Here is an 18168-nt window from a genome sequence, read left to right as displayed (position 1 = left end):
ATGACACCTAAAAGCAACCCCGAGATCGCCACGCTGCGCTCGCAATGACACGTGGAGAGTCACTGGCTGTGGCCCGCGCATGTCATTGCGAGGAGCTTGCGACGAAGCAATCTCAAGCCCGCGGCGGCTGTTCACCCCGAGATTGCTGCGCTGCGTTCGCAATGACACCTAAAAGCAACCCCTTAGATTGCTGCGCTGCGTTCGCAATGACACCTAAAAGCAACCCCTTAGATTGCTGCGCTGCGTTCGCAATGACACCTAAAAGCAACCCCTTAGATTGCTGCGCTGCGTTCGCAATGACACCTAAAAGCAACCCCTTAGATTGCTGCGCTGCGTTCGCAATGACACCTAAAAGCAACCCCTTAGATTGCTGCGCTGCGTTCGCAATGACACCTAAAAGCAACCCCTTAGATTGCTGCGCTGCGTTCGCAATGACACCTAAAAGCAACCCCTTAGATTGCTGCGCTGCGTTCGCAATGACACCTAAAAGCAACCCCTTAGATTGCTGCGCTGCGTTCGCAATGACACCTAAAAGCAACCCCTTAGATTGCTGCGCTGCGTTCGCAATGACACCTAAAAGCAACCCCCGAGATTGCTGCGCTGCGTTCGCAATGACACCTAAAAGCAACCCCTTAGATTGCTGCGCTGCGTTCGCAATGACGTTGCGTTGTTGCGAGATAAAATAGCCTCCTACTAAAGCAGGTAGAAGGCTGGTTAAAAGTTAACCGCAGATCGTCTCTAGCGCTTCAATCAGGTTATCCATCTCATCATCGGTGCCTATGGTGATACGTAGGAAGTTGTTGAGTTCCGATGTATTAAAATGGCGTACCAGAATGCCACGCTCGCGTAGGCCAGCAAATAACTGCGCGCCTTCGTAGTCTTGGTGCTGGACAAGCACAAAGTTAGCCTTAGAAGGCAATACCTCAAATCCCAGCGCTTCAAGACGCTGACGGGTACGCTCACGAGTGGTAATAACATGCTCGCGGCAAGCTTCAAAGTGCTCTACATCTTTCAGTGCGGCGATGCCTACTAAGCTTGCCAAACTATCTACTGGATAAGAGTTAAAGGAGTCTTTTACCCGCAACAAGCCATCAATCAATTCCTCAGAGCCCACCGCATAGCCCAACCGCAAACCTGCCAAACTACGTGATTTAGAAAACGTACCGGTGACGAGCAGGTTAGGGTAGCGATCAATCAGCGTTACAGCACTCTCTGCGCCGAAATCGACATATGCCTCATCCACCAGCACCACACGATCCGTGACCCGCTTAAGCAGCGCCTCAATCGTCGCAAGTGGGTGCGCATGGCCCGTCGGCGCATTCGGGTTGGCAAAGATAATGCCGCTGCGGTTAACATCCGCCGAAAGAGCATCAATATCGACTTCCCATTGCTTATTAAGCGGATGTTTACGCAGCTCAACGCCATAAAGATTGGCGTAAACGGGATAGAAGCTATAGGTGATCGTGGGGACGTCGAGTGGTGCGTCATGACGGAAAAATGCCTGGAAGGCAAACGCCAGCACCTCATCCGAACCGTTACCGACGAACACTTGGCTACTCGCTACCTTAAACGTCTCCGCTAGTGCTTCACGCAGCGCTTTAGAGGTAGGGTCAGGGTAAAGGCGTAGATGATCGGTCGCGTAATCGCGCAGCGCCTCACCGACACCCGGTGATGGCGGGTAAGGGTTTTCATTGGTATTGAGCTTAACAAGCTGCTCGCGTGGCTGCTCGCCGGGCACGTAGGGTGTAAGTTCGCGTACGGCCGGACTCCAGTACTGGCTCATGTGGGTAACCTGATTATCCTAGCAAGGTACACCATGGTCGCTTGAAGGCTCACTAAGCGCAAGCATTCGCATCGCTAGGGGTGTGCGTCGCACCTTGTAGCGGTTATGCTGTCATAAGTGCGCGTAAATAAATGTGATGTCCAACACGAGATTAAGGAGACACTCTATGCAACTTAAGAGTTTGCTGGCCGGTTCGGCTATGTTGGCACTACTGGCTGGCTGTGCAAGCAGTCCTATGGAGCAGCAGCAAGAAGAGGCTGCCACAGCACAAGCAACTTATCAGGGCTCGCTACCTTGCCGTAACTGCGACGGTATAGATCTGGATGTCACGATGGTGGGTGAAGAGATGAGCGCGGTTGAAGAACGCACCTTCACGCTGAACGCTTCTTACCGGAACCATCCTCAAACCCCCCCGGATGAAAACTACGCGGGTAACTGGGAAGTGTTAACCGGTACACCGTCTGATCCGGATGCCACTGTTTACGAGCTGACGCCAGATGGCGATGGTCAGATTTACTACTTCATGCGTATTGATCAGAGCACGTTGGAGTTGATTGACCCAGAGCGTCGCCGCTTTGAGAATGGTGAAATGCTGCAGCTAAAGCGTCAATAACGCGTTAGCCAGTAGTACAAAAGGCGGCCACTGGCCGCCTTTTGTGTTTGCTGGCACTAATGAATACAAAGTACGCGACAGTCAAAAGCGGTTAATGACAGTAAATGCTAGCGGCAGCCTTGCGAATGTTGCCACTTAGTGACAGCAACAGTAGGAGTGTAATGGCAGTGGCCAAAGCCAAAAGCGCCTTTGTATGCACCGAGTGCGGCGCCGAATATCGTAAATGGCAGGGGCAGTGCAGCAGTTGCCAAGAGTGGAATACGCTGAGTGAAGTGCATTTAGCCAGCGCTCGCCCCGGTGGCGGTGCAGCCCCTGGTCGATCTGGCTATACGGGTGATCTCTCCCGCGAAGTGATCGATCTGGGTAATGTGGATCTCAGCGAAGTGCCGCGTATGAGTTCTACGTTCGCGGAGTTTGATCGCGTACTGGGCGGCGGGCTTGTACCCGGCTCGGCAGTGCTTTTGGGTGGCAATCCTGGGGCGGGAAAATCGACCCTGCTGCTGCAAACGGCCTGTAAGCTGGCCCAGCAGCGGCGTATCCTCTATGTGACCGGTGAAGAGTCGCTCTCCCAGGTAGCTATGCGTGCCCACCGTCTGCAGCTGCCTACCAATGGCTTGAAAATGCTGGCCGAGACAAGCGTGGAAACCATTCTGGCGGTGTCAGAGCGGGAGAAGCCAGAGATTCTCGTGATCGACTCCATCCAGACCATGCATCTGGAAGATATCAGCTCTGCGCCTGGCGGCGTTGCCCAGGTGCGCGAGTCAGCCGCGGCGCTGACGCGCTTCGCCAAGAAGACTAATACGGTCTTATTGCTGGTGGGGCACGTCACCAAAGACGGTTCACTGGCTGGCCCTAAAGTGCTTGAGCATATGATTGATGCCTCGCTGTTATTAGAAGGCGGTGCAGACTCACGCTTTCGCACCCTGCGCGGACAGAAAAACCGTTTTGGTGCCGTTAACGAGCTAGGCGTTTTTGCTATGCTAGAACAGGGCCTTAAAGAGGTTAAAAATCCCAGCGCGATCTTTCTTTCCCGTCAGGAGGAGCAGGCCCCGGGTAGCTTGGTCATGGTCGTCTGGGAAGGCACACGGCCGATTCTGGTCGAGGTTCAGGCGCTGGTGGATGAGTCCGCACTGGGTAATCCTCGCCGAGTCGCCGTCGGCGTGGATCAAAACCGTCTGGCCATGCTGCTAGCGGTACTTAATCGCCACGGCGGCCTGTTTACCGGCGATCAGGACGTATTTTTAAACGTCGTCGGCGGTGTCAAAGTGCTCGAAACCAGCGCTGATTTGGCAGTGCTGTTGGCGGTGGTCTCTAGTCTGCAAAACCGGGCCCTGCCCAAAGAGCTGGTGGTATTTGGTGAGGTTGGACTTTCCGGCGAAATACGCCCGGTGCCCAGCGGCCAGGAGCGCATCGCCGAAGCTGCCAAACACGGCTTTCTGCGTGCCATTGTACCCCGTGCTAACGCCCCCAAGCAGCCGCCCAAAGGTATGGAGGTCATTGCCGTGGATAAGCTTAGCGACGCGCTGGACGCTCTGTAGTATGCGTCATGCTGGGCTAAACTGATGATATTCCCCAAGTGCCAAGGAGAGACACGATGAGTTCGATTCGCTTGACTCAATATAGCCACGGCGCAGGCTGTGGCTGCAAAATCGCCCCAGATGTGCTGGATGGGATTTTGGCCAAGGCAGGGCCAGCGGCGGGCCATAAGCGGCTTATCGTCGGCAATCAGGGGCGCGAAGATGCGGCCGTCTACGATCTGGGCGATGGTCGCGGCATGATTGCCACCACGGACTTCTTTATGCCCATTGTCGATGACCCCTTCGATTTTGGACGTATCGCGGCGACTAATGCCATCAGCGATGTTTACGCCATGGGCGGTACGCCGGTAATGGCGTTAGGCATTCTCGGTTGGCCGCTGGATAAGCTTAGCGCTGAAGTCGCGGGGGACGTAATGGCCGGCGCCCAGGCGGTATGTCGCGAATTAGGCGTTGCCCTGGCTGGCGGCCACTCCATTGATGCTCCCGAGCCGATTTTTGGGCTCGCTGTGAACGGCTTAGTCGACCTAGACAAACTCAAGTTAAACAGCACCGCCAAGCCCGGTGATCTGCTGTTCTTAACCAAACCGTTAGGCGTGGGTATGTTAACCACGGCAGAGAAGCGCGGCTTGCTGGAAATGGGCCACCATGGGCTTGCCCGCGAAACCATGCTCAAGCCCAATAGCATTGGCGTGAAGCTTGCCGATGTGAAAGGGTTGAACGCCATGACCGATGTCACCGGTTTTGGATTGGCTGGTCACCTTGCTGAAATGTGCCAAGCCAGTAACGTCATGGCGCAAATTGATTTCCGTCGTCTGCCGCGCTTAGCCGAGGCAGAGTCCTATCGCCGCCAAGGCGCCGTGCCCGGCGGTACGCTGCGCAATCGTGATGCTCTGGGTGAAAGTCTGCCCGCTATGGATGATGTCCACTGGCAGTGGCTGTGCGATCCGCAAACCTCCGGCGGTTTGTTACTGAGCGTTGACCCCGCCTGGGAGGATGACGTTGAGCGCATTGGCCGCGAATTCGGACTTTCATTGCGCTCATTTGGCGTAATGAAAGCGCGCCAAGGTAACGCCTCGATTGAGGTGGTCGGGTGACACTAGCCGCGATGTCAGCAACGACGCCAGCAGTATTGAGTTTAATCAGAGAAGAACGGCCGTTAATTGATGTGCGCGCCCCGGTGGAGTTTGCCCAGGGCGCACTGCCTGGTGCCGTCAATCTGCCTTTAATGGTCGATGATGAGCGTCACCAGGTTGGCATTGCCTATAAAAAGCACGGCCAAACCACGGCGATTGAGCTAGGCGAACGCTTGGTCAGCGGCGAGGTCAAGCAGGCCCGGATCGCAGCGTGGCAGGCGTATTTAGTCGAGCATCCCAATGCGCTGATTTACTGCTTTCGCGGCGGGCTGCGCTCGCAAATTGCTCAACAGTGGTTGGAAGACGCCGGGATCTCTAGACCGCGCTTAGAGGGTGGTTGGAAAGCCATGCGTCAAGCGCTGTGTGATCGTATTGATACGGCAGCGCTTCAGCCGATGCTGGTTGTCGCGGGACTGACTGGGTGTGCAAAAACGACGCTGATTAATCAACTCGATAACGGCGTCGATCTAGAGGCCTATGCGCGTCATAAAGGCTCTGCCTTTGGGCGCAGGCCCGAAGAGCCTGCTACCCAAATCAACTTTGAGCATGCGCTGGCCAAGCGGCTAATCGGGCTGACGGAAGGGCTGGTTATTGAAGATGAGTCCCGTCAGATTGGCAATGCCAATATTCCTTTGAGCTTCTGGCGAGCGCTGCGGCAAGCTCCCCGGGTGCGTATCGAAATGCCGCTGGATTGGCGCCTTGCTCAGATTCAGCAAGATTATATTATCGATCTGGAGCAGGCCTATGCTGCTTGCCATGGCGCCTATCAAGGCTGGCAATTTATGCAGGCGCAGTTAAGTAATGCCCTCATCCGTTTGGGAAAACGCTTGGGCAATGCGCGTCTTCAGCGCTTACAGCGGCTACAGGCGCTGGCATTCAAAGAGCATGCCCAAGGCAACCCCCAAGCACACGAAGCCTGGCTCGCGCCACTGCTCACCGAGTACTACGACCCGCTCTACCGCTACCACTTAGAGAAGCAGCGCGACGCTGCGCCGCCGGAAATTCATGTGGGCGATTGGGGTAGCTGCCTAGAGGCCGCCAGACAGTGGAACCGCTGACGGCCTTATCTCTTTCTGCTGTTACGCCGCTTTAAGCCACTGAGTCATCAGTCGGTCGAGCTGCGGCGCGAGGTGAATAAAGCGGTTGGGGTCTTCTAATATTTGGGTCACGTCCTGAACATAGCGGGCGGCGGAAGGCGGCGCACTGGGCCACTCAGCGGTGCCTAGCAGCTGTTTCACACTAGCAACAGTGGCTTCTAAATGGCACAGCAGGCCGATGACGCGACCTTTGTCCCAGGCAAACCCTTGCAACGGTGCTGCTTCGCTACCACCTAGGGGAAACGCATCATCGGGTAGGCTGAAGACGTAGCTATGCCACATAAAAGCGGTGAATGTTTCGGGTAAGTCCAGCGAGCTTTCCGGCGCTAGGGTGACCGTATGCCAACCTGTTTCAGTGTAAGTACCTGGAGCCACCACTGAGCCCAGCGCCAGGGCTATCCGGTGAGCGCCCAGGCCAATACCCAACAGCGGTTTTTGCCCATCCAGGTAGCGGTTGATCAGTTTATCTTCAGCTTTAAACCACGCCGGTGATTGGCTGAGTAGCGCCTCTGGGCCATCAAGTACAATCAGCGCATCAGATTCGCTTGGGCGGGGTGTTAGCTCGCCTGCGTAGAGATGAAAAACGGTGTAACTATGGCCCATACTGGTTAGCCAGTCGGTTAAACGGGCGGGGCCATGGTCAGGGCCGTGCTGTAGCAGATGAATATGCATGGTAATCTCCTCGCCGGCCGTACAATCATCAAGGCGCTGGGGGATCGCCCCAAGCGTATAGAGACGATAACGTACCCACTACTTTTCACCAATATCCCACGTCAAGCGATCCAGGAAATCAGTATGGTGTCGAACCCCCAGGGCTTTTACCAACGATTACAAGAACTCCCACTACCTGCCCAGCAGGCATTTATGGCGGCGCTTTGCGAACGTTTGCTGCCTAACTACGTGCTCTATGAGCAAACCACAGGCCAGGGCGATAGCCATACGCTGCGCACCGTACTGAGTTTGGTCTGGGAACGGCTTAATGTGTCCAATGCCAGTATCGACTTTGCCCGCCAAGCGGAAAAGTTAGCCGAGTGTGAGCCGCCCGAAGAGGATGATAGCTTTGGTGCCCGGCGCGCCTTGGATGCGGTGGTGTCGGTCTCCGCGCTGCTGGATACCCTACAAGGCGATTCACCAGAGGCTGTGCTGGATGTTAGCCGCACATCCCGTGCGGGCGTACGCGCCTTTATAGAGCTCACCGAAGGTGAGGTCGATGCACAAGCGTTGGCACTGATGATTCGCGACCATCCGCTGATGGCCGACGAAAATGACTTCCAAGACGCCGTACTGGAAGCCGTTAGTGAACCGCTGGATAAAGCTACGCTGAAAGAGGTGCGCGAATTAGGTCGCAATAGCGGCATTAGCAACCTGGGTTTAACGCTGGACGAGGTTGAGGAGTAGCGGCTAAAAGCGCATCCCTGCGGTTATCATCATGCCGGCGGTGCCAAACACAATCAGGTCAGATTCAAACCGGCCCCATTGCACACCGATACTGGGGAGTGCTGCCGGGGCTATTTCCAAGTGGTTGAAAGGAATTTTGTCGCGATACTCACCCTGGTAGCCGTGCAGGAGCCCCCCGGTTAACTTGGCGCGCACGTTTAAACCCTGATCGGTTTGCCAAAGAGGAAATTCCCGCCCTGCATAGAAGTACCATGACGGTTGATCAAAGGAGTTTTTGAACCAAGCCGCGCCCGCTAGCCAGCGATTAGGATTATGCAGTTCAATACTAATCAGGTCTTGCTGGTTGGTATGTTCTGGATCGGCGCTGAAGTGGCGGGTATAAAGACTGGTTTGCACCAGGGTATGATCCCACTCCAACGCTGGTGTCCAATCAGGTAGCGTGAATGCAGTAGCAGGCGTACTTAACAGCAGGCCTGCTAGCCAGCCTATCCATGGGGATACTCGCAGTAGGCTAAGTTGCTGGTCAAAAAGAGGCATTTTAAAGCCGCATTTCAATACCGCGCTCAGCCATGTAGCGCTTCGCTTCAGGAATGGTGTATTCGCCAAAGTGGAAAATACTGGCGGCCAGCACCGCATCGGCGCCACCTTTGAGCACTCCATCCACGAAGTGATCCAGATTGCCAACACCACCTGAGGCAATCACTGGCACGCTCACCGCTTCGGAAATTGCATGGGTCACGCCCAAATCAAAGCCAATCTTGGTGCCGTCGCGATCCATGCTGGTGAGCAGTAGCTCTCCTGCGCCGAACTCAACCATCTTCTTCGCCCACTCAACGGCGTCTAGGCCTGTTGGGCGGCGGCCGCCGTGAGTAAAAATCTCCCAGCGGGGCGTTTCACCCTCTTCAGAGACCCGCTTGGCGTCAATCGCCACCACAATGCACTGGCTACCAAAACGCTCTGCAGCTTCGCGCACAAACTCCGGGTTGTTTACCGCAGCGGTGTTGATCGAGACTTTGTCAGCCCCGGCGTTAAGCATGGTGCGAATGTCGTCGCAGCTGCGAATCCCGCCGCCGACGGTCAGCGGAATAAATACTTCGCCAGCAATGCGCTCGACCATCTCCACCGTAGTGTCACGGTCTTCGTGGCTAGCGGTAATATCGAGGAAGGTGATCTCGTCGGCGCCTTGCTGGTTATAGCGCTGGGCAATTTCCACCGGATCACCGGCATCGCGAATGCCGATAAAATTAACGCCTTTGACCACGCGTCCGGCGTCTACGTCCAGGCAAGGGATAATACGTTTGGTAAGGCTCATGAATCGCCTCCCGTCAGTTGGTCGCTTAATCGCTGTGCTTCGGCGACATCCAGGCTGCCTTCGTAAATCGCTCGGCCAGTAATCGCGCCCAAAATGCCGCTATCGGCAACTTCACAGAGTGCTTTGATATCGTCCAGATTGGTCACGCCGCCTGAGGCAATCACCGGCAAGCCGCCTTCGCGGGCCAATTGTGCGGTGGCTTCCACGTTGACGCCTTGCATCATGCCGTCGCGAGCAATGTCGGTATAGACGATGCTGGCGACGCCATCGTTGGCGAAACGCTTGGCCAGTTCGGTGGCTTTAACCGTGGAGACCTCGGCCCAACCATCGGTGGCGACATAGCCATCTTTGGCATCAAGCCCAACAATCACATGGCCGGGGAAGGCACGGCACATCTCACCCACAAAAGCAGGCTCTTTTACCGCTTTGGTGCCGATAATGACGTAAGAGACACCAGCACTTAAGTAGTGCTCGATGGTTTCCGCACTGCGAATGCCGCCACCAATTTGAATCGGCAGGTTGGGGTAGGCGCGGGCGATAGCCATGACAGCGTCGCCATTCACCGGTTTGCCTTCAAAGGCGCCGTTCAAATCGACTAAGTGAAGGCGCCGGGCACCTGCCTCTACCCAGCGGGCCGCCATGGCCACTGGGTCATCGCCGTAAGAGGTCGCGTCTTCCATGCGACCCTGCTTCAACCGGACACACTGGCCGTCTTTAAGATCAATAGCGGGAATAACCAACATAAATAATCCTCTCAGGGCGTCCAGGTGACAAAATTTTCAAGTAGGCGAAGGCCTGCGCTAGAGCTTTTTTCTGGGTGGAACTGTACTGCGAAGGTCGAATCACGGCCAATAGCCACGTGGGCGCTTACCTTTCCGTATTGGGTAGTACCAAATACTTGCGCATCTTCAACGGCATTCACGTAATAGCTGTGCACGAAGTAGAAGTGTTCATGGTTATCAATACCTGCCCACAGAGGATGGTTGTTATGCTGTTCGACCACATTCCAGCCCATATGCGGCACTTTCAAACGCTGCTCGTGAGCGTCACGCATATCGCTAGGAAAGCGATCCACGGTGCCTTTAAAGAAACCCAGGCACTCCACGCCGCCGTTCTCTTCGCTGCGCTCCAGCAACATCTGTTGACCCACGCAAATCCCCAGTAACGGTTTGGCCTGGCGGGTTAAAATATCGTCCACCAACCCGCGTAACTCGGTGCGTTCAAGTTCGCCAACGCAGTCACGAATGGCCCCTTGGCCAGGCAGCACTAAACGCGTTGCACCAAGGATGCGGCGCGGGTCGCGGGTAATGACGACATTCTCATGTGTCACATGCTCCAGCGCCTTGGCCACGGAATGTAAATTACCCATTCCATAGTCGATCACAGCAATGGTCATTAAGTGCTCCTTGGGATAGTGCTTAAAATAGTACTCAAAATAGTACTCAAAATAGTCCTTAAAACAGAACTTAAGCCGCTACTTGAGGGAATGCTTAAATCAGTACTTGAGACAGTACTTGAATCCGTGCTTGGTACGGTACACAAATTCAGGCTGGCGGGGCGCAGCATTACAAACTTCCTTTGGTGGAGGGCATTTGGCCTTCCATGCGCGGGTCTTCCGCTACGGCCATGCGCAGGGCCCGGCCAAAGGCTTTAAAAATCGTTTCCGCCTGGTGGTGAGCATTAAAGCCTTTAATGTTGTCGATATGCAGCGTCACTCGAGCGTGATTGACGAAGCCTTGGAAAAACTCCCAGAACAGCTGGGTGTCCAGGCTACCGATGGTGTCGCGGGTGAACTCCACGTTCATATACAGCCCCGGCCGTCCGGAAAAGTCGATCACCACGCGAGAGAGCGCTTCATCAAGAGGCACATAGGCGTGACCATAGCGGTAAATGCCGCGTTTATCGCCAATCGCTTTAAAAAAAGCTTGGCCTAGCGTAATCCCCAGGTCTTCTACGGTATGGTGGTCGTCAATATGCAGGTCGCCAGTGGCATTGATGTCGAGATCGATCATTCCATGGCGGGCAACTTGATCAAGCATATGATCCAGAAACGGAACGCCGGTTTGGCAGCTAAGACGGCCTTCGCCGTCGAGGTTGACGCTGACCTTGATCTGCGTTTCGTTGGTGTCACGGCTAACCGTGGCAATACGCGCTGACATGTTGCATCTCCTGCGCTGAGGCGCACTCTGAGGGACGGCTGGTGGCTCTCATCAACTTACCACTGTTTGAGCAGCCTGTGGCGAAGCGACCATTATAGTGAATCGTCGCCCTCATCCGCTACAATGCGCTAAATGTAGCCGTAATCAATTGCGGCAGAAATAGCAGCCAGGCTGCTTTGGCGAAGAGGATTTCATCATGCCGGTGACACTGCATCATGTCGACCAGGCCCGTTGGGAAGCTGATGAACAGGTGCGCCTTGATCTTATGCGCATCTATCAGGATGCGCCCCAAGAGCGAATGCCTACCCCCACGGTTGAGCCATTTATTGCACAACATTTTGCAGGCCATCACTTTTTTGCCTGCGCACTCTTCAATGATCGTCTGCTGGGGGCCGTTGCCGTTCAGGAGGGAGAAGATCGTGCGTGGTGGTTGTCTGAACTCTGCGTGCGAAAAACCACTCGCCGGCGAGGTGTCGGTTCGCGCTTAATGGCCCTGCTGGGCGAGCAAGCCAAGCAGGAAGGCCGCGTACTGCGCATCGAAACGTCCACCTTGCCACTGGCCGACCGCGTGTTGCTCTCCAAGCTAGGTTACCGGCCAATGGCCAATCCAGAAACGCCGGCGGCGGGGGTGCCCGCCACTAGCGATTTTGTTGAGTTAGACCCACAAGGGAAAGGGTAATGAAACAGCTATTACGTATTTTGCTGGCAGCAGTTGGCATACTCGCTATCGTTGCGGTCGCCGCTGTGGTCTATGTGACCACCTTTTTGGATCCAGAGGACTTTAAGCCCCGTTTAACCGCTGTCGTGGAGGAACAAACCGGGCTCAACTTGGCGCTGGAAGGCCCCATTACCTGGTCATTCTACCCACGTATCGGCGTTAGCGTAGAGAAAGCCCGCGCCTGGTTGCCCGAGCAGGCTGAGGAAAGCGCCGCCTTTGCCGCGATTGACCGTGCAGAGGTGAGCGTGGCATTCGGCCCGCTACTGCGTGGGGAAATTGCCGTAGACGGCCTAACACTGGACGGTATGCGGCTTAACCTAGAGCGCGATGCTGAGGGCGAAGGCAACTGGGAGCCATTGCTTGAGCGTCTTTCTGAACACGATGACGGCGCTGCTGAAACGGTGCTTGCGCCCGCCAGTGCCGGCCCTAACGCCGATGCCGGTAGCCTTTCGGTGGTTTTGAGCATTGCCAGCGTTGAAGTAAAAAATGCCGATATTCGCTTCCGCGATGCGCAAACCCAAGCACTGTGGCGCATGCAGCAACTGAATATCTCGGGTAGCAACGTCAACCCGCTGCGCGCCTTTCCGCTGAAGGCCATGTTCACCCTGACCAAGCATAACCGGCTCGATTCCGAAGTGTTGGAGCGTACTCCAGATCTAACCAGCGAGATTAATCTCGAAACACGCGTGCGGCTTGGATTGGCAAATAAGCTTTTCGCCCTGGAGAATATGGCACTGATTACCCGAACGACGTCCAGCTCAGAGAGTGAGCCACAACAACTGAGCTTAAAGGCTGCCGAACTGGTTGCCCGTATAGGCGAGCAGCAGCTCACCGTTAAAGAGGGGCTGCTTGAGACGGGGCTGCGCAATGCTGATAACTGGCAGGGCAGCTTGGCGCTAGCTCTCGCCTTTGGCCTGGAGAGCGATTGGCAGGCACAAACGGCCCAGCTCAAGGATCTGCAGCTCACCGGGCCGGATGGTCTAAGGGTTAGTGGACATCTTAATATTGAGCAGATGCGCGATGCTCCCCGCTATAGTGGCCAGCTAACCGCTGCCCCATTTACGCTGCGCCCCTGGCTTGCCCGCGCGGGCGTTACCCTCACCACGGCTGGAGAGGCTGCGCTCAGCGATGTAGCCATGACCAGCCCTATTGAAGGTAATGCTGAGCAATTCTCTTTACCTAGCCTCTCTTTGGTGGTGGATGACAGCACCTTTACAGGTGAACTGACAGCCGCGCTGGATGGGTCACGCCTGGCGTTCGATTTAGCAGGTGATCAACTAGATATTGATCGCTATCTACCCGGTGAGGCCACCGCTGAGCAGGCTAGCCGGGGCTTGCTGCGTAAAGCCTTTGCCCAGGAAAATAATACATTAGTACCGCGATCTTTACTCACCGGGCTGGCGCTTGAGGGCGATTTGAGTGTCGATACGCTGATTTTTGCGGAGCTGACCTTCAATAATCCACGCTTGCAGCTGCGCGGGAATGACGGTGTTCATCGGCTAACAGCCTTTGAATCAGGCTTCTACGAGGGCGAGCTCAGCGCTACCGGCCAGGTTGATGCTACGGATTCCATCCTTGAGTGGGCGCTATCGCCGACCGTTAAAAACGTTCAGGTGGCACCGCTGATTGAAGCAATCAGCGAAGGGGAAACGTCACCACTGCGCGGGCGTTTTAATCTAACAGGCGATGTCACAAGTCAGGGTAATACCCGAGAAGCGCTCACTGGCAACCTCAATGGGGTGCTTAATGCTCGCTTAAACGATGGCGCTATTTTAAATACCAACATTTCCAAGCAAATGTGCGAACTGGTTGCCCAGCTAGAAGGTGAGGGCACTTTGCGGGATTGGCACACCGATACTCGTTTTGAGCGTTTTGATGCTACATTCCAAATTAGCAACGGCTTAGTAGAGAGTGACGACCTGCTGATCACCCTGCCTGGTATTGATGTTCGTGGAGAAGGCGAACTCAATCTCGCCAACTTGAACTTTGATACCCGTGCTAATGCTCGCTTGGTCAACACCGCCGATGCGGCCTGTGAAGTTAATCCGCGCCTGGAGCAACTGCCTCTGCCCGTACGCTGTGAAGGAAATCTTGGTGATGAACGCACTGAGTGGTGCCGCTTTGACCGTGAGATGTTTCAGACCGCTGTGGTTGACCTGCTGAGAAACGAAGCGGGGGATCGTGTTAGTGAAGAGCTGGAAGAGCGTCTGGGAGACTCTTTAGATGAACGCCTTGGCGAAGGCGCTGGTCAGAAACTACGCGAAGGCCTACGCGGTCTGTTTAACTGAGCATCGATGCAGGATATGAAGTGACGCATTAATCGAAACAGTAAGTGCTGCGCCGGCCTAAACGCCGGCGCTTTTTTTATTGGCACCGTTGTATATCCATTTCTGTTTAAGGAGCGTGCATGGCAGATATGCCCACGCCGCGGCTGGCGGCAAGCGAATTCCAAAAGCGCCTACTGGCCTGGTTCGACCGCGACGGCCGTCACGACTTGCCGTGGCAGTCACCGCGTAGCGCCTACCGCGTGTGGGTGTCGGAAATCATGCTGCAGCAAACCCAGGTTGCCACCGTTATAGGCTATTTTGAACGTTTTATGTTGCGCTTTCCTACCCTGGAAAGCCTCGCCAAAGCGCCACAGGATGAGGTGTTGCACCTCTGGACGGGCCTTGGCTACTATGCCCGAGCACGCAACATGCACAAAGCTGCCCAGGTTGCGTTGGCGGAGCACAATGGCGAGCTGCCGACGGAAAGTATCGACGCGTTAGTGGCTTTGCCCGGTATTGGCCGCTCCACCGCTGGCGCTATCATTGCGCAAAGCACGGGGCAGCGGGCCGCTATTTTAGATGGCAATGTAAAGCGCTCGCTCACTCGTCTACATGCGCTGCTCGGCTGGCCCGGTAAGCCAGATGTGGAGAGAAAACTATGGGCGCTGGCAGAGTACTATACTCCAGCCGAGCGCCTAGCGGATTACACCCAGGCGATGATGGATTTTGGCGCCACGCTATGTAAACGCAGCAAGCCGGACTGCCTGAGCTGTCCGTTTAACGATGTCTGTTTGGCCTACGCCCAAGGTGAGCCAAAGCGCTACCCAGAATCCAAGCCCAAAAAGGCGCTGCCCACCCGGCAAACGATTATGCTGATGCTGCGCGATCAGGAGGGCCGGGTATGGCTGGAACAGCGTCCGCCTAGCGGCTTATGGGGCGGGTTATGGAGCCTGCCGCAGTTTGAGAAGCACAGTGAACTCAATGACTGGCTTGAAGACAACGCTGTTAATCCAAAGCGTGAGACTACATCGCCTAGTTTTTATCACACCTTTAGCCATTTTCGCCTGGAGATTACCCCGCAGCCGGTGAGCTGCGATAGGCTGGGCGGTGTTCGCGAAAGCGGCGTATGGTACGACGTTAATCATCCGCCCGCGCTGGGCCTTGCCGCCCCCGTTAAGGCATTGCTCAGCCAGCTAACGCCCTTTAGCCTCAATCCAACGCCAGGCCACGCTTAAGCGTTTTCTAGCTGATTGGGTGAGATCATTGAATGAAGTCGCAGAACCAGGAGCACGTTATGAGCAATACCGTTTTTTGCCGCAAGTACCAAAAAGAGCTAGAAGCGCTGTCATTCCCGCCCTTGCCGGGTAAGCAGGGCCAGGAGATTCAGGCCACCGTTTCCAAACCCGCCTGGGAAGCTTGGCAGGCGCTGCAAACCCGCCTGATAAATGAGAAGCACCTCAACATGCTCGACCCTGAATCTCGCGCGTACCTCATGGAGCAGATGCAGCGATTCCTTGATAACCAGGAAACCGACCAAGCCGAAGGCTATGTGCCGACTACGCAGGCATGAATAGCCAGCATAACGAGAGCGGCTGCCCGTTCTGAGTATAGGGTGGTTTGATCGAGCCACTGGCTTGTCATTAGTGGTTCTAGGTATGGGGGTATAGAAGGCCGATCCAGAGATGGCGCAGGAAAAAAGCCCCCTAAGCATCGGTATCGAAAGAAAGTTTCACAAAGGTGTTGACGAAAAGCGGCGTTTTTAGTTTAATACGCACCGTTGGCAGCGGCCAGATAGCTCAGTTGGTAGAGCAGGGGATTGAAAATCCCCGTGTCGGCGGTTCGATTCCGTCTCTGGCCACCACACTGCTGGGGTATCGCCAAGTGGTAAGGCACCGCTTTTTGGTAGCGGCATTCCCAGGTTCGAATCCTGGTACCCCAGCCATTGCCAACAAGATTTCTTGTTGATTGCAAAGCCTAACAGCAACGCAATCATGTTCTCAAGAAAACGTGTAGCGCCGACATAGCTCAGTTGGTAGAGCAACTGACTTGTAATCAGTAGGTCCCGGGTTCGACTCCTGGTGTCGGCACCACTAAAAAGTGGTTAAAAGCAACATGTTAGAGAATTAGATTAAGCCGTCCTCAGGGGCGGCTTTTTCGTATCTGAAATACCTATCCAGTAATAGTGTTATCCACATCTACTATTTAGATGGGGTTGTGGATAACGTGTTATTCAGCAGACTTGCTACTTCTCAATATCCTTCAGTTAATCAGCAAATCTTTATAACCCCAAAGTTAACGTTTCCTAGCCAAGTTATTAATAAAGATGCACTGCCTCGAAGACTACCAGAGTTTTATTATTCTCCCCCGATAATACAAGCGTCGCGCCATCCACGCTCCATACTGTTACCTGCTTGAGTGCGGCTAGAAAATCTCGCTCTGTTTTCATTTGGGCCGTTGGGCAGGCCATTTTAGTACTGGCGACTTGCCCAAACGTTATGCGCTTGTTTTCCACGCGGTAGCTGCCCATAAGGGTATTGCAGCCGGTAGCACCTGCTAAGCGCAAAGTATCTTGATGAAGAACTAAGTGAGCTTCACGAAAGTTCTCATGAGTGACGACCAGCGCGCCATCAAGCCACGCCAGCTGCCAGTAAGTATTGATTAACGGCTCATCCGGGGATGCAGCGGACTTTTGGAAATCCATTGCTGCCAAGGTGTAGCCAGTGGTTATTAATAGAGTACCGATAAATACACATATCGCTAGCAGCCGTTTCAAGTTTCTATTCCTTATAAGATTGAAGAAAGTTTAAATGATATAAAGCATATGAATATTGCTACGAATCAGATCGATAGCTCCTTTCTAAGATGCTAACAATAGTTTTTTCCGTAATAATCTAATGAATAAAAATACAGTCATATATAATATCCTTCGGTAAATTACCTCATTGCTTTTAAATTAAATTCGTTTTCACTATTTTAATCTAAGTTAAATATTTTATTTTATGCCTCCGCTGGCTTGATAGAAAGCGGGCGTCAGCTATGCTAATTAGTGTTCGATCTATATGGTGATTTATCTAAGTGTGATGAATTTAGTGGTTTTAAACCATTAATAAACTTAAAGATGACCATGGAATATCTGCCAGTGGAAGGACTCTCTGGTAGCTCGCTAAGGAGAATTTAAAATGTTTCATCATTCGGCAAAACTGCAGTATCCGGTAAAAGTCGATAAGCCTAATCCCCAGTTTGCCATGCTGCTTCAGCAGGCGATAGGTGGGATTGAAGGTGAAATTCGCGTTGCAATGCAGTATTTCTTCCAAGCGATGGGCGCCCGAGGCGATGACCGTATCCGCGATATGCTGATGTCGACTGCGACGGAAGAGCTATCGCATATCGAAATGCTCGGTCATGCGGTCGCGCTTAACCTTGAAGGAGCGCCCCTCTCATACCAAGAAGAGACCGCAAAAGATCCAGTTATGAATGCCATACTGGGCGGTGCCAACCCCCGTCACTTATTATCCTCTGGCCTTTCGGCGATGCCGGTTAATGCGAATGGTGTCCCATTTGATATGAGCCATGTCTATGCCACCGGTAACATTGGTGCCGACATGCTCGCTAACGTGGCTGCTGAAGCGGGGGGCAGGGTGCTAGCATCACGCCTATATAACTGGACTGACGATCATGGCATGAAAGATTTCTTGTCGTTTCTGATCGCACGAGATACCTACCATCAACAGCAATGGTTGGCCGTTATAGAAGAGCTGGGTGGCATGCAAGCGCAGCTTCCCATTCCGAATTCAACCCCAGAAGATCATGAGGCAATGCAGCACTCTTACTATTACTTGAATACCCTGCTTGATAAAGAAGCCCCGAAAGGCCGTTGGGCGGAAGGCCCATCACTTGACGGAAAGAGCAATTATTCAGTAATGGATCAACCTTCACCTGAAGGTCAGGAACCTACATTAGGTAAAGCTCCGCCAAACTCAGGAGCTCAGAAGGAGCAAATGTAGGTCCATATTAAACTTAAAATGTTTCTTAAAGGCTCATTTTTCACGCTAGACGTGTAAGAGTTTCTAAAATGAAATGGTGTTCAATTGTTTTAGTAAGTTTTATGTTTTTTAATTTTTTCTATACAGTGAATCTTTCGCCCTGGCCT

19 protein-coding genes and 3 tRNA genes are annotated in these 18168 nt (G+C 54.0%); 13 read left to right on the top strand and 9 right to left on the bottom strand.

Features of this window, described 5'->3' with window-relative positions; translation table 11 throughout:
• Nucleotides 1–112 precede the first annotated feature (112 nt).
• Together KUC_RS14340 and hisC are read right to left on the bottom strand one after the other, a co-directional pair.
• Entirely contained in the window at nt 113–583 is a 471-nt protein-coding gene (locus KUC_RS14340; protein ID WP_154649794.1) for a hypothetical protein, read from the bottom strand.
• A 138-nt stretch (nt 584–721) separates the two neighbouring features.
• Nucleotides 722–1783, bottom strand: coding sequence for a histidinol-phosphate transaminase (gene hisC / locus KUC_RS14335; RefSeq protein WP_007113938.1), 1062 nt, complete (start codon nt 1781–1783; stop codon nt 722–724).
• Between the two features lie 166 nt (nt 1784–1949).
• Between hisC and KUC_RS14330 the strand changes: the two genes are divergently transcribed.
• The 4 genes from KUC_RS14330 to mnmH all read left to right on the top strand — a co-directional run bounded on the left by KUC_RS14330 (nt 1950) and on the right by mnmH (nt 6125).
• A complete protein-coding gene (locus KUC_RS14330; protein ID WP_007113937.1) occupies nt 1950–2396 on the top strand; it encodes a copper resistance protein NlpE N-terminal domain-containing protein in 447 nt (148 codons plus the stop codon).
• A 167-nt stretch (nt 2397–2563) separates the two neighbouring features.
• Complete coding sequence (gene radA / locus KUC_RS14325) at nt 2564–3934, top strand: DNA repair protein RadA (protein WP_040481110.1); 1371 nt, start codon at nt 2564–2566, stop codon at nt 3932–3934.
• Nucleotides 3935–3990: 56 nt separating this feature from the next.
• Nucleotides 3991–5028 (top strand): selenide, water dikinase SelD, encoded by a 1038-nt coding sequence (gene selD / locus KUC_RS14320; RefSeq protein ID WP_007113935.1) that lies wholly within the window; start codon nt 3991–3993, stop codon nt 5026–5028.
• On the top strand, nt 5025–6125 hold the full coding sequence (gene mnmH, locus KUC_RS14315) for a tRNA 2-selenouridine(34) synthase MnmH (protein WP_007113934.1): 1101 nt from the start codon (nt 5025–5027) through the stop codon (nt 6123–6125). Before selD ends, mnmH begins: the two co-directional genes overlap by 4 nt.
• Before the next feature lie 21 nt (nt 6126–6146).
• Here the strand turns inward: mnmH and KUC_RS14310 are convergent, their stop codons facing one another.
• The gene (locus tag KUC_RS14310) at nt 6147–6836 is read right to left on the bottom strand and encodes a type 1 glutamine amidotransferase (RefSeq protein ID WP_007113933.1); all 690 of its coding nucleotides are present in this window, start codon (nt 6834–6836) and stop codon (nt 6147–6149) included.
• Between the two features lie 123 nt (nt 6837–6959).
• Between KUC_RS14310 and KUC_RS14305 the strand changes: the two genes are divergently transcribed.
• Entirely contained in the window at nt 6960–7562 is a 603-nt protein-coding gene (locus tag KUC_RS14305; RefSeq protein WP_040481108.1) for a YjaG family protein, read from the top strand.
• A gap of 3 nt (nt 7563–7565) precedes the next feature.
• Here the strand turns inward: KUC_RS14305 and KUC_RS14300 are convergent, their stop codons facing one another.
• From KUC_RS14300 to hisB, 5 genes are all read right to left on the bottom strand, one after another.
• Entirely contained in the window at nt 7566–8099 is a 534-nt protein-coding gene (locus KUC_RS14300) for a hypothetical protein (protein ID WP_007113931.1), read from the bottom strand.
• 1 nt (nt 8100) lies between these two features.
• Complete coding sequence (gene hisF, locus KUC_RS14295) at nt 8101–8874, bottom strand: imidazole glycerol phosphate synthase subunit HisF (RefSeq protein WP_007113930.1); 774 nt, start codon at nt 8872–8874, stop codon at nt 8101–8103.
• Nucleotides 8871–9617, bottom strand: a complete 747-nt coding sequence (gene hisA, locus KUC_RS14290; RefSeq protein ID WP_007113929.1) for a 1-(5-phosphoribosyl)-5-[(5-phosphoribosylamino)methylideneamino]imidazole-4-carboxamide isomerase — start codon at nt 9615–9617, stop codon at nt 8871–8873. The genes hisF and hisA overlap by 4 nt, the downstream gene beginning before the upstream one ends.
• 11 nt (nt 9618–9628) lie before the next feature.
• Nucleotides 9629–10270 (bottom strand): imidazole glycerol phosphate synthase subunit HisH, encoded by a 642-nt coding sequence (hisH, locus tag KUC_RS14285; protein WP_007113928.1) that lies wholly within the window; start codon nt 10268–10270, stop codon nt 9629–9631.
• Nucleotides 10271–10439: 169 nt separating this feature from the next.
• Nucleotides 10440–11033, bottom strand: a complete 594-nt coding sequence (gene hisB / locus KUC_RS14280) for an imidazoleglycerol-phosphate dehydratase HisB (protein ID WP_007113927.1) — start codon at nt 11031–11033, stop codon at nt 10440–10442.
• A gap of 196 nt (nt 11034–11229) precedes the next feature.
• Here hisB and KUC_RS14275 point away from each other — a divergent pair, with 196 nt between their 5' ends.
• From KUC_RS14275 to KUC_RS14245, 7 genes are all read left to right on the top strand, one after another.
• Nucleotides 11230–11712 carry a GNAT family N-acetyltransferase gene (locus tag KUC_RS14275; protein ID WP_007113926.1) on the top strand — a complete coding sequence of 161 codons (483 nt, stop codon included), beginning with the start codon at nt 11230–11232 and terminating at the stop codon, nt 11710–11712.
• Nucleotides 11712–14039, top strand: coding sequence for an AsmA family protein (locus KUC_RS14270; protein WP_007113925.1), 2328 nt, complete (start codon nt 11712–11714; stop codon nt 14037–14039). Before KUC_RS14275 ends, KUC_RS14270 begins: the two co-directional genes overlap by 1 nt.
• Before the next feature lie 119 nt (nt 14040–14158).
• Nucleotides 14159–15253: an A/G-specific adenine glycosylase gene (gene mutY, locus KUC_RS14265; RefSeq protein ID WP_007113924.1), complete on the top strand. Its 1095-nt coding sequence runs from the start codon at nt 14159–14161 to the stop codon at nt 15251–15253.
• Between the two features lie 59 nt (nt 15254–15312).
• Nucleotides 15313–15588 (top strand): oxidative damage protection protein, encoded by a 276-nt coding sequence (locus KUC_RS14260; protein ID WP_040480946.1) that lies wholly within the window; start codon nt 15313–15315, stop codon nt 15586–15588.
• A 215-nt stretch (nt 15589–15803) separates the two neighbouring features.
• Nucleotides 15804–15879 (top strand) — tRNA-Phe (locus KUC_RS14255).
• 6 nt (nt 15880–15885) lie between these two features.
• Nucleotides 15886–15960, top strand: a tRNA-Gln gene (locus KUC_RS14250).
• A 72-nt stretch (nt 15961–16032) separates the two neighbouring features.
• A tRNA-Thr gene (locus KUC_RS14245) sits at nt 16033–16108 on the top strand.
• Nucleotides 16109–16332: 224 nt separating this feature from the next.
• On the opposite strand, the gene KUC_RS14240 is transcribed toward KUC_RS14245, so the two are convergent.
• Nucleotides 16333–16791 carry an META domain-containing protein gene (locus KUC_RS14240; protein ID WP_007113921.1) on the bottom strand — a complete coding sequence of 153 codons (459 nt, stop codon included), beginning with the start codon at nt 16789–16791 and terminating at the stop codon, nt 16333–16335.
• A 406-nt stretch (nt 16792–17197) separates the two neighbouring features.
• Here KUC_RS14240 and KUC_RS14235 point away from each other — a divergent pair, with 406 nt between their 5' ends.
• Nucleotides 17198–18022, top strand: coding sequence for a manganese catalase family protein (locus KUC_RS14235; RefSeq protein ID WP_007113919.1), 825 nt, complete (start codon nt 17198–17200; stop codon nt 18020–18022).
• The last annotated feature ends 146 nt before the right edge of the window (nt 18023–18168 follow it).

The sequence above is a fragment of the Vreelandella boliviensis LC1 genome (assembly GCF_000236035.1).
GTDB lineage: Bacteria > Pseudomonadota > Gammaproteobacteria > Pseudomonadales > Halomonadaceae > Vreelandella > Vreelandella boliviensis.
Note: the sequence above shows the minus strand (reverse complement) of the source record. Positions and strands in the feature narration are given on the sequence as shown.

Excerpts from the sequence above, each read along its gene's own strand:
- KUC_RS14330 (WP_007113937.1), top strand. The coding sequence starts at position 1,950 with ATGCAACTTAAGAGTTTGCTGGCCGGTTCGGCTATGTTGGCACTACTG.
- KUC_RS14260 (WP_040480946.1), top strand. The coding sequence starts at position 15,313 with ATGAGCAATACCGTTTTTTGCCGCAAGTACCAAAAAGAGCTAGAAGCG.
- KUC_RS14310 (WP_007113933.1), bottom strand. The coding sequence starts at position 6,836 with ATGCATATTCATCTGCTACAGCACGGCCCTGACCATGGCCCCGCCCGT.
- hisA (WP_007113929.1), bottom strand. The coding sequence starts at position 9,617 with ATGTTGGTTATTCCCGCTATTGATCTTAAAGACGGCCAGTGTGTCCGG.
- KUC_RS14275 (WP_007113926.1), top strand. The coding sequence starts at position 11,230 with ATGCCGGTGACACTGCATCATGTCGACCAGGCCCGTTGGGAAGCTGAT.
- hisF (WP_007113930.1), bottom strand. The coding sequence starts at position 8,874 with ATGAGCCTTACCAAACGTATTATCCCTTGCCTGGACGTAGACGCCGGA.
- hisB (WP_007113927.1), bottom strand. The coding sequence starts at position 11,033 with ATGTCAGCGCGTATTGCCACGGTTAGCCGTGACACCAACGAAACGCAG.
- hisC (WP_007113938.1), bottom strand. The coding sequence starts at position 1,783 with ATGAGCCAGTACTGGAGTCCGGCCGTACGCGAACTTACACCCTACGTG.
- KUC_RS14305 (WP_040481108.1), top strand. The coding sequence starts at position 6,960 with ATGGTGTCGAACCCCCAGGGCTTTTACCAACGATTACAAGAACTCCCA.
- KUC_RS14270 (WP_007113925.1), top strand. The coding sequence starts at position 11,712 with ATGAAACAGCTATTACGTATTTTGCTGGCAGCAGTTGGCATACTCGCT.
- hisH (WP_007113928.1), bottom strand. The coding sequence starts at position 10,270 with ATGACCATTGCTGTGATCGACTATGGAATGGGTAATTTACATTCCGTG.
- KUC_RS14235 (WP_007113919.1), top strand. The coding sequence starts at position 17,198 with ATGTTTCATCATTCGGCAAAACTGCAGTATCCGGTAAAAGTCGATAAG.
- selD (WP_007113935.1), top strand. The coding sequence starts at position 3,991 with ATGAGTTCGATTCGCTTGACTCAATATAGCCACGGCGCAGGCTGTGGC.
- KUC_RS14300 (WP_007113931.1), bottom strand. The coding sequence starts at position 8,099 with ATGCCTCTTTTTGACCAGCAACTTAGCCTACTGCGAGTATCCCCATGG.
- mutY (WP_007113924.1), top strand. The coding sequence starts at position 14,159 with ATGGCAGATATGCCCACGCCGCGGCTGGCGGCAAGCGAATTCCAAAAG.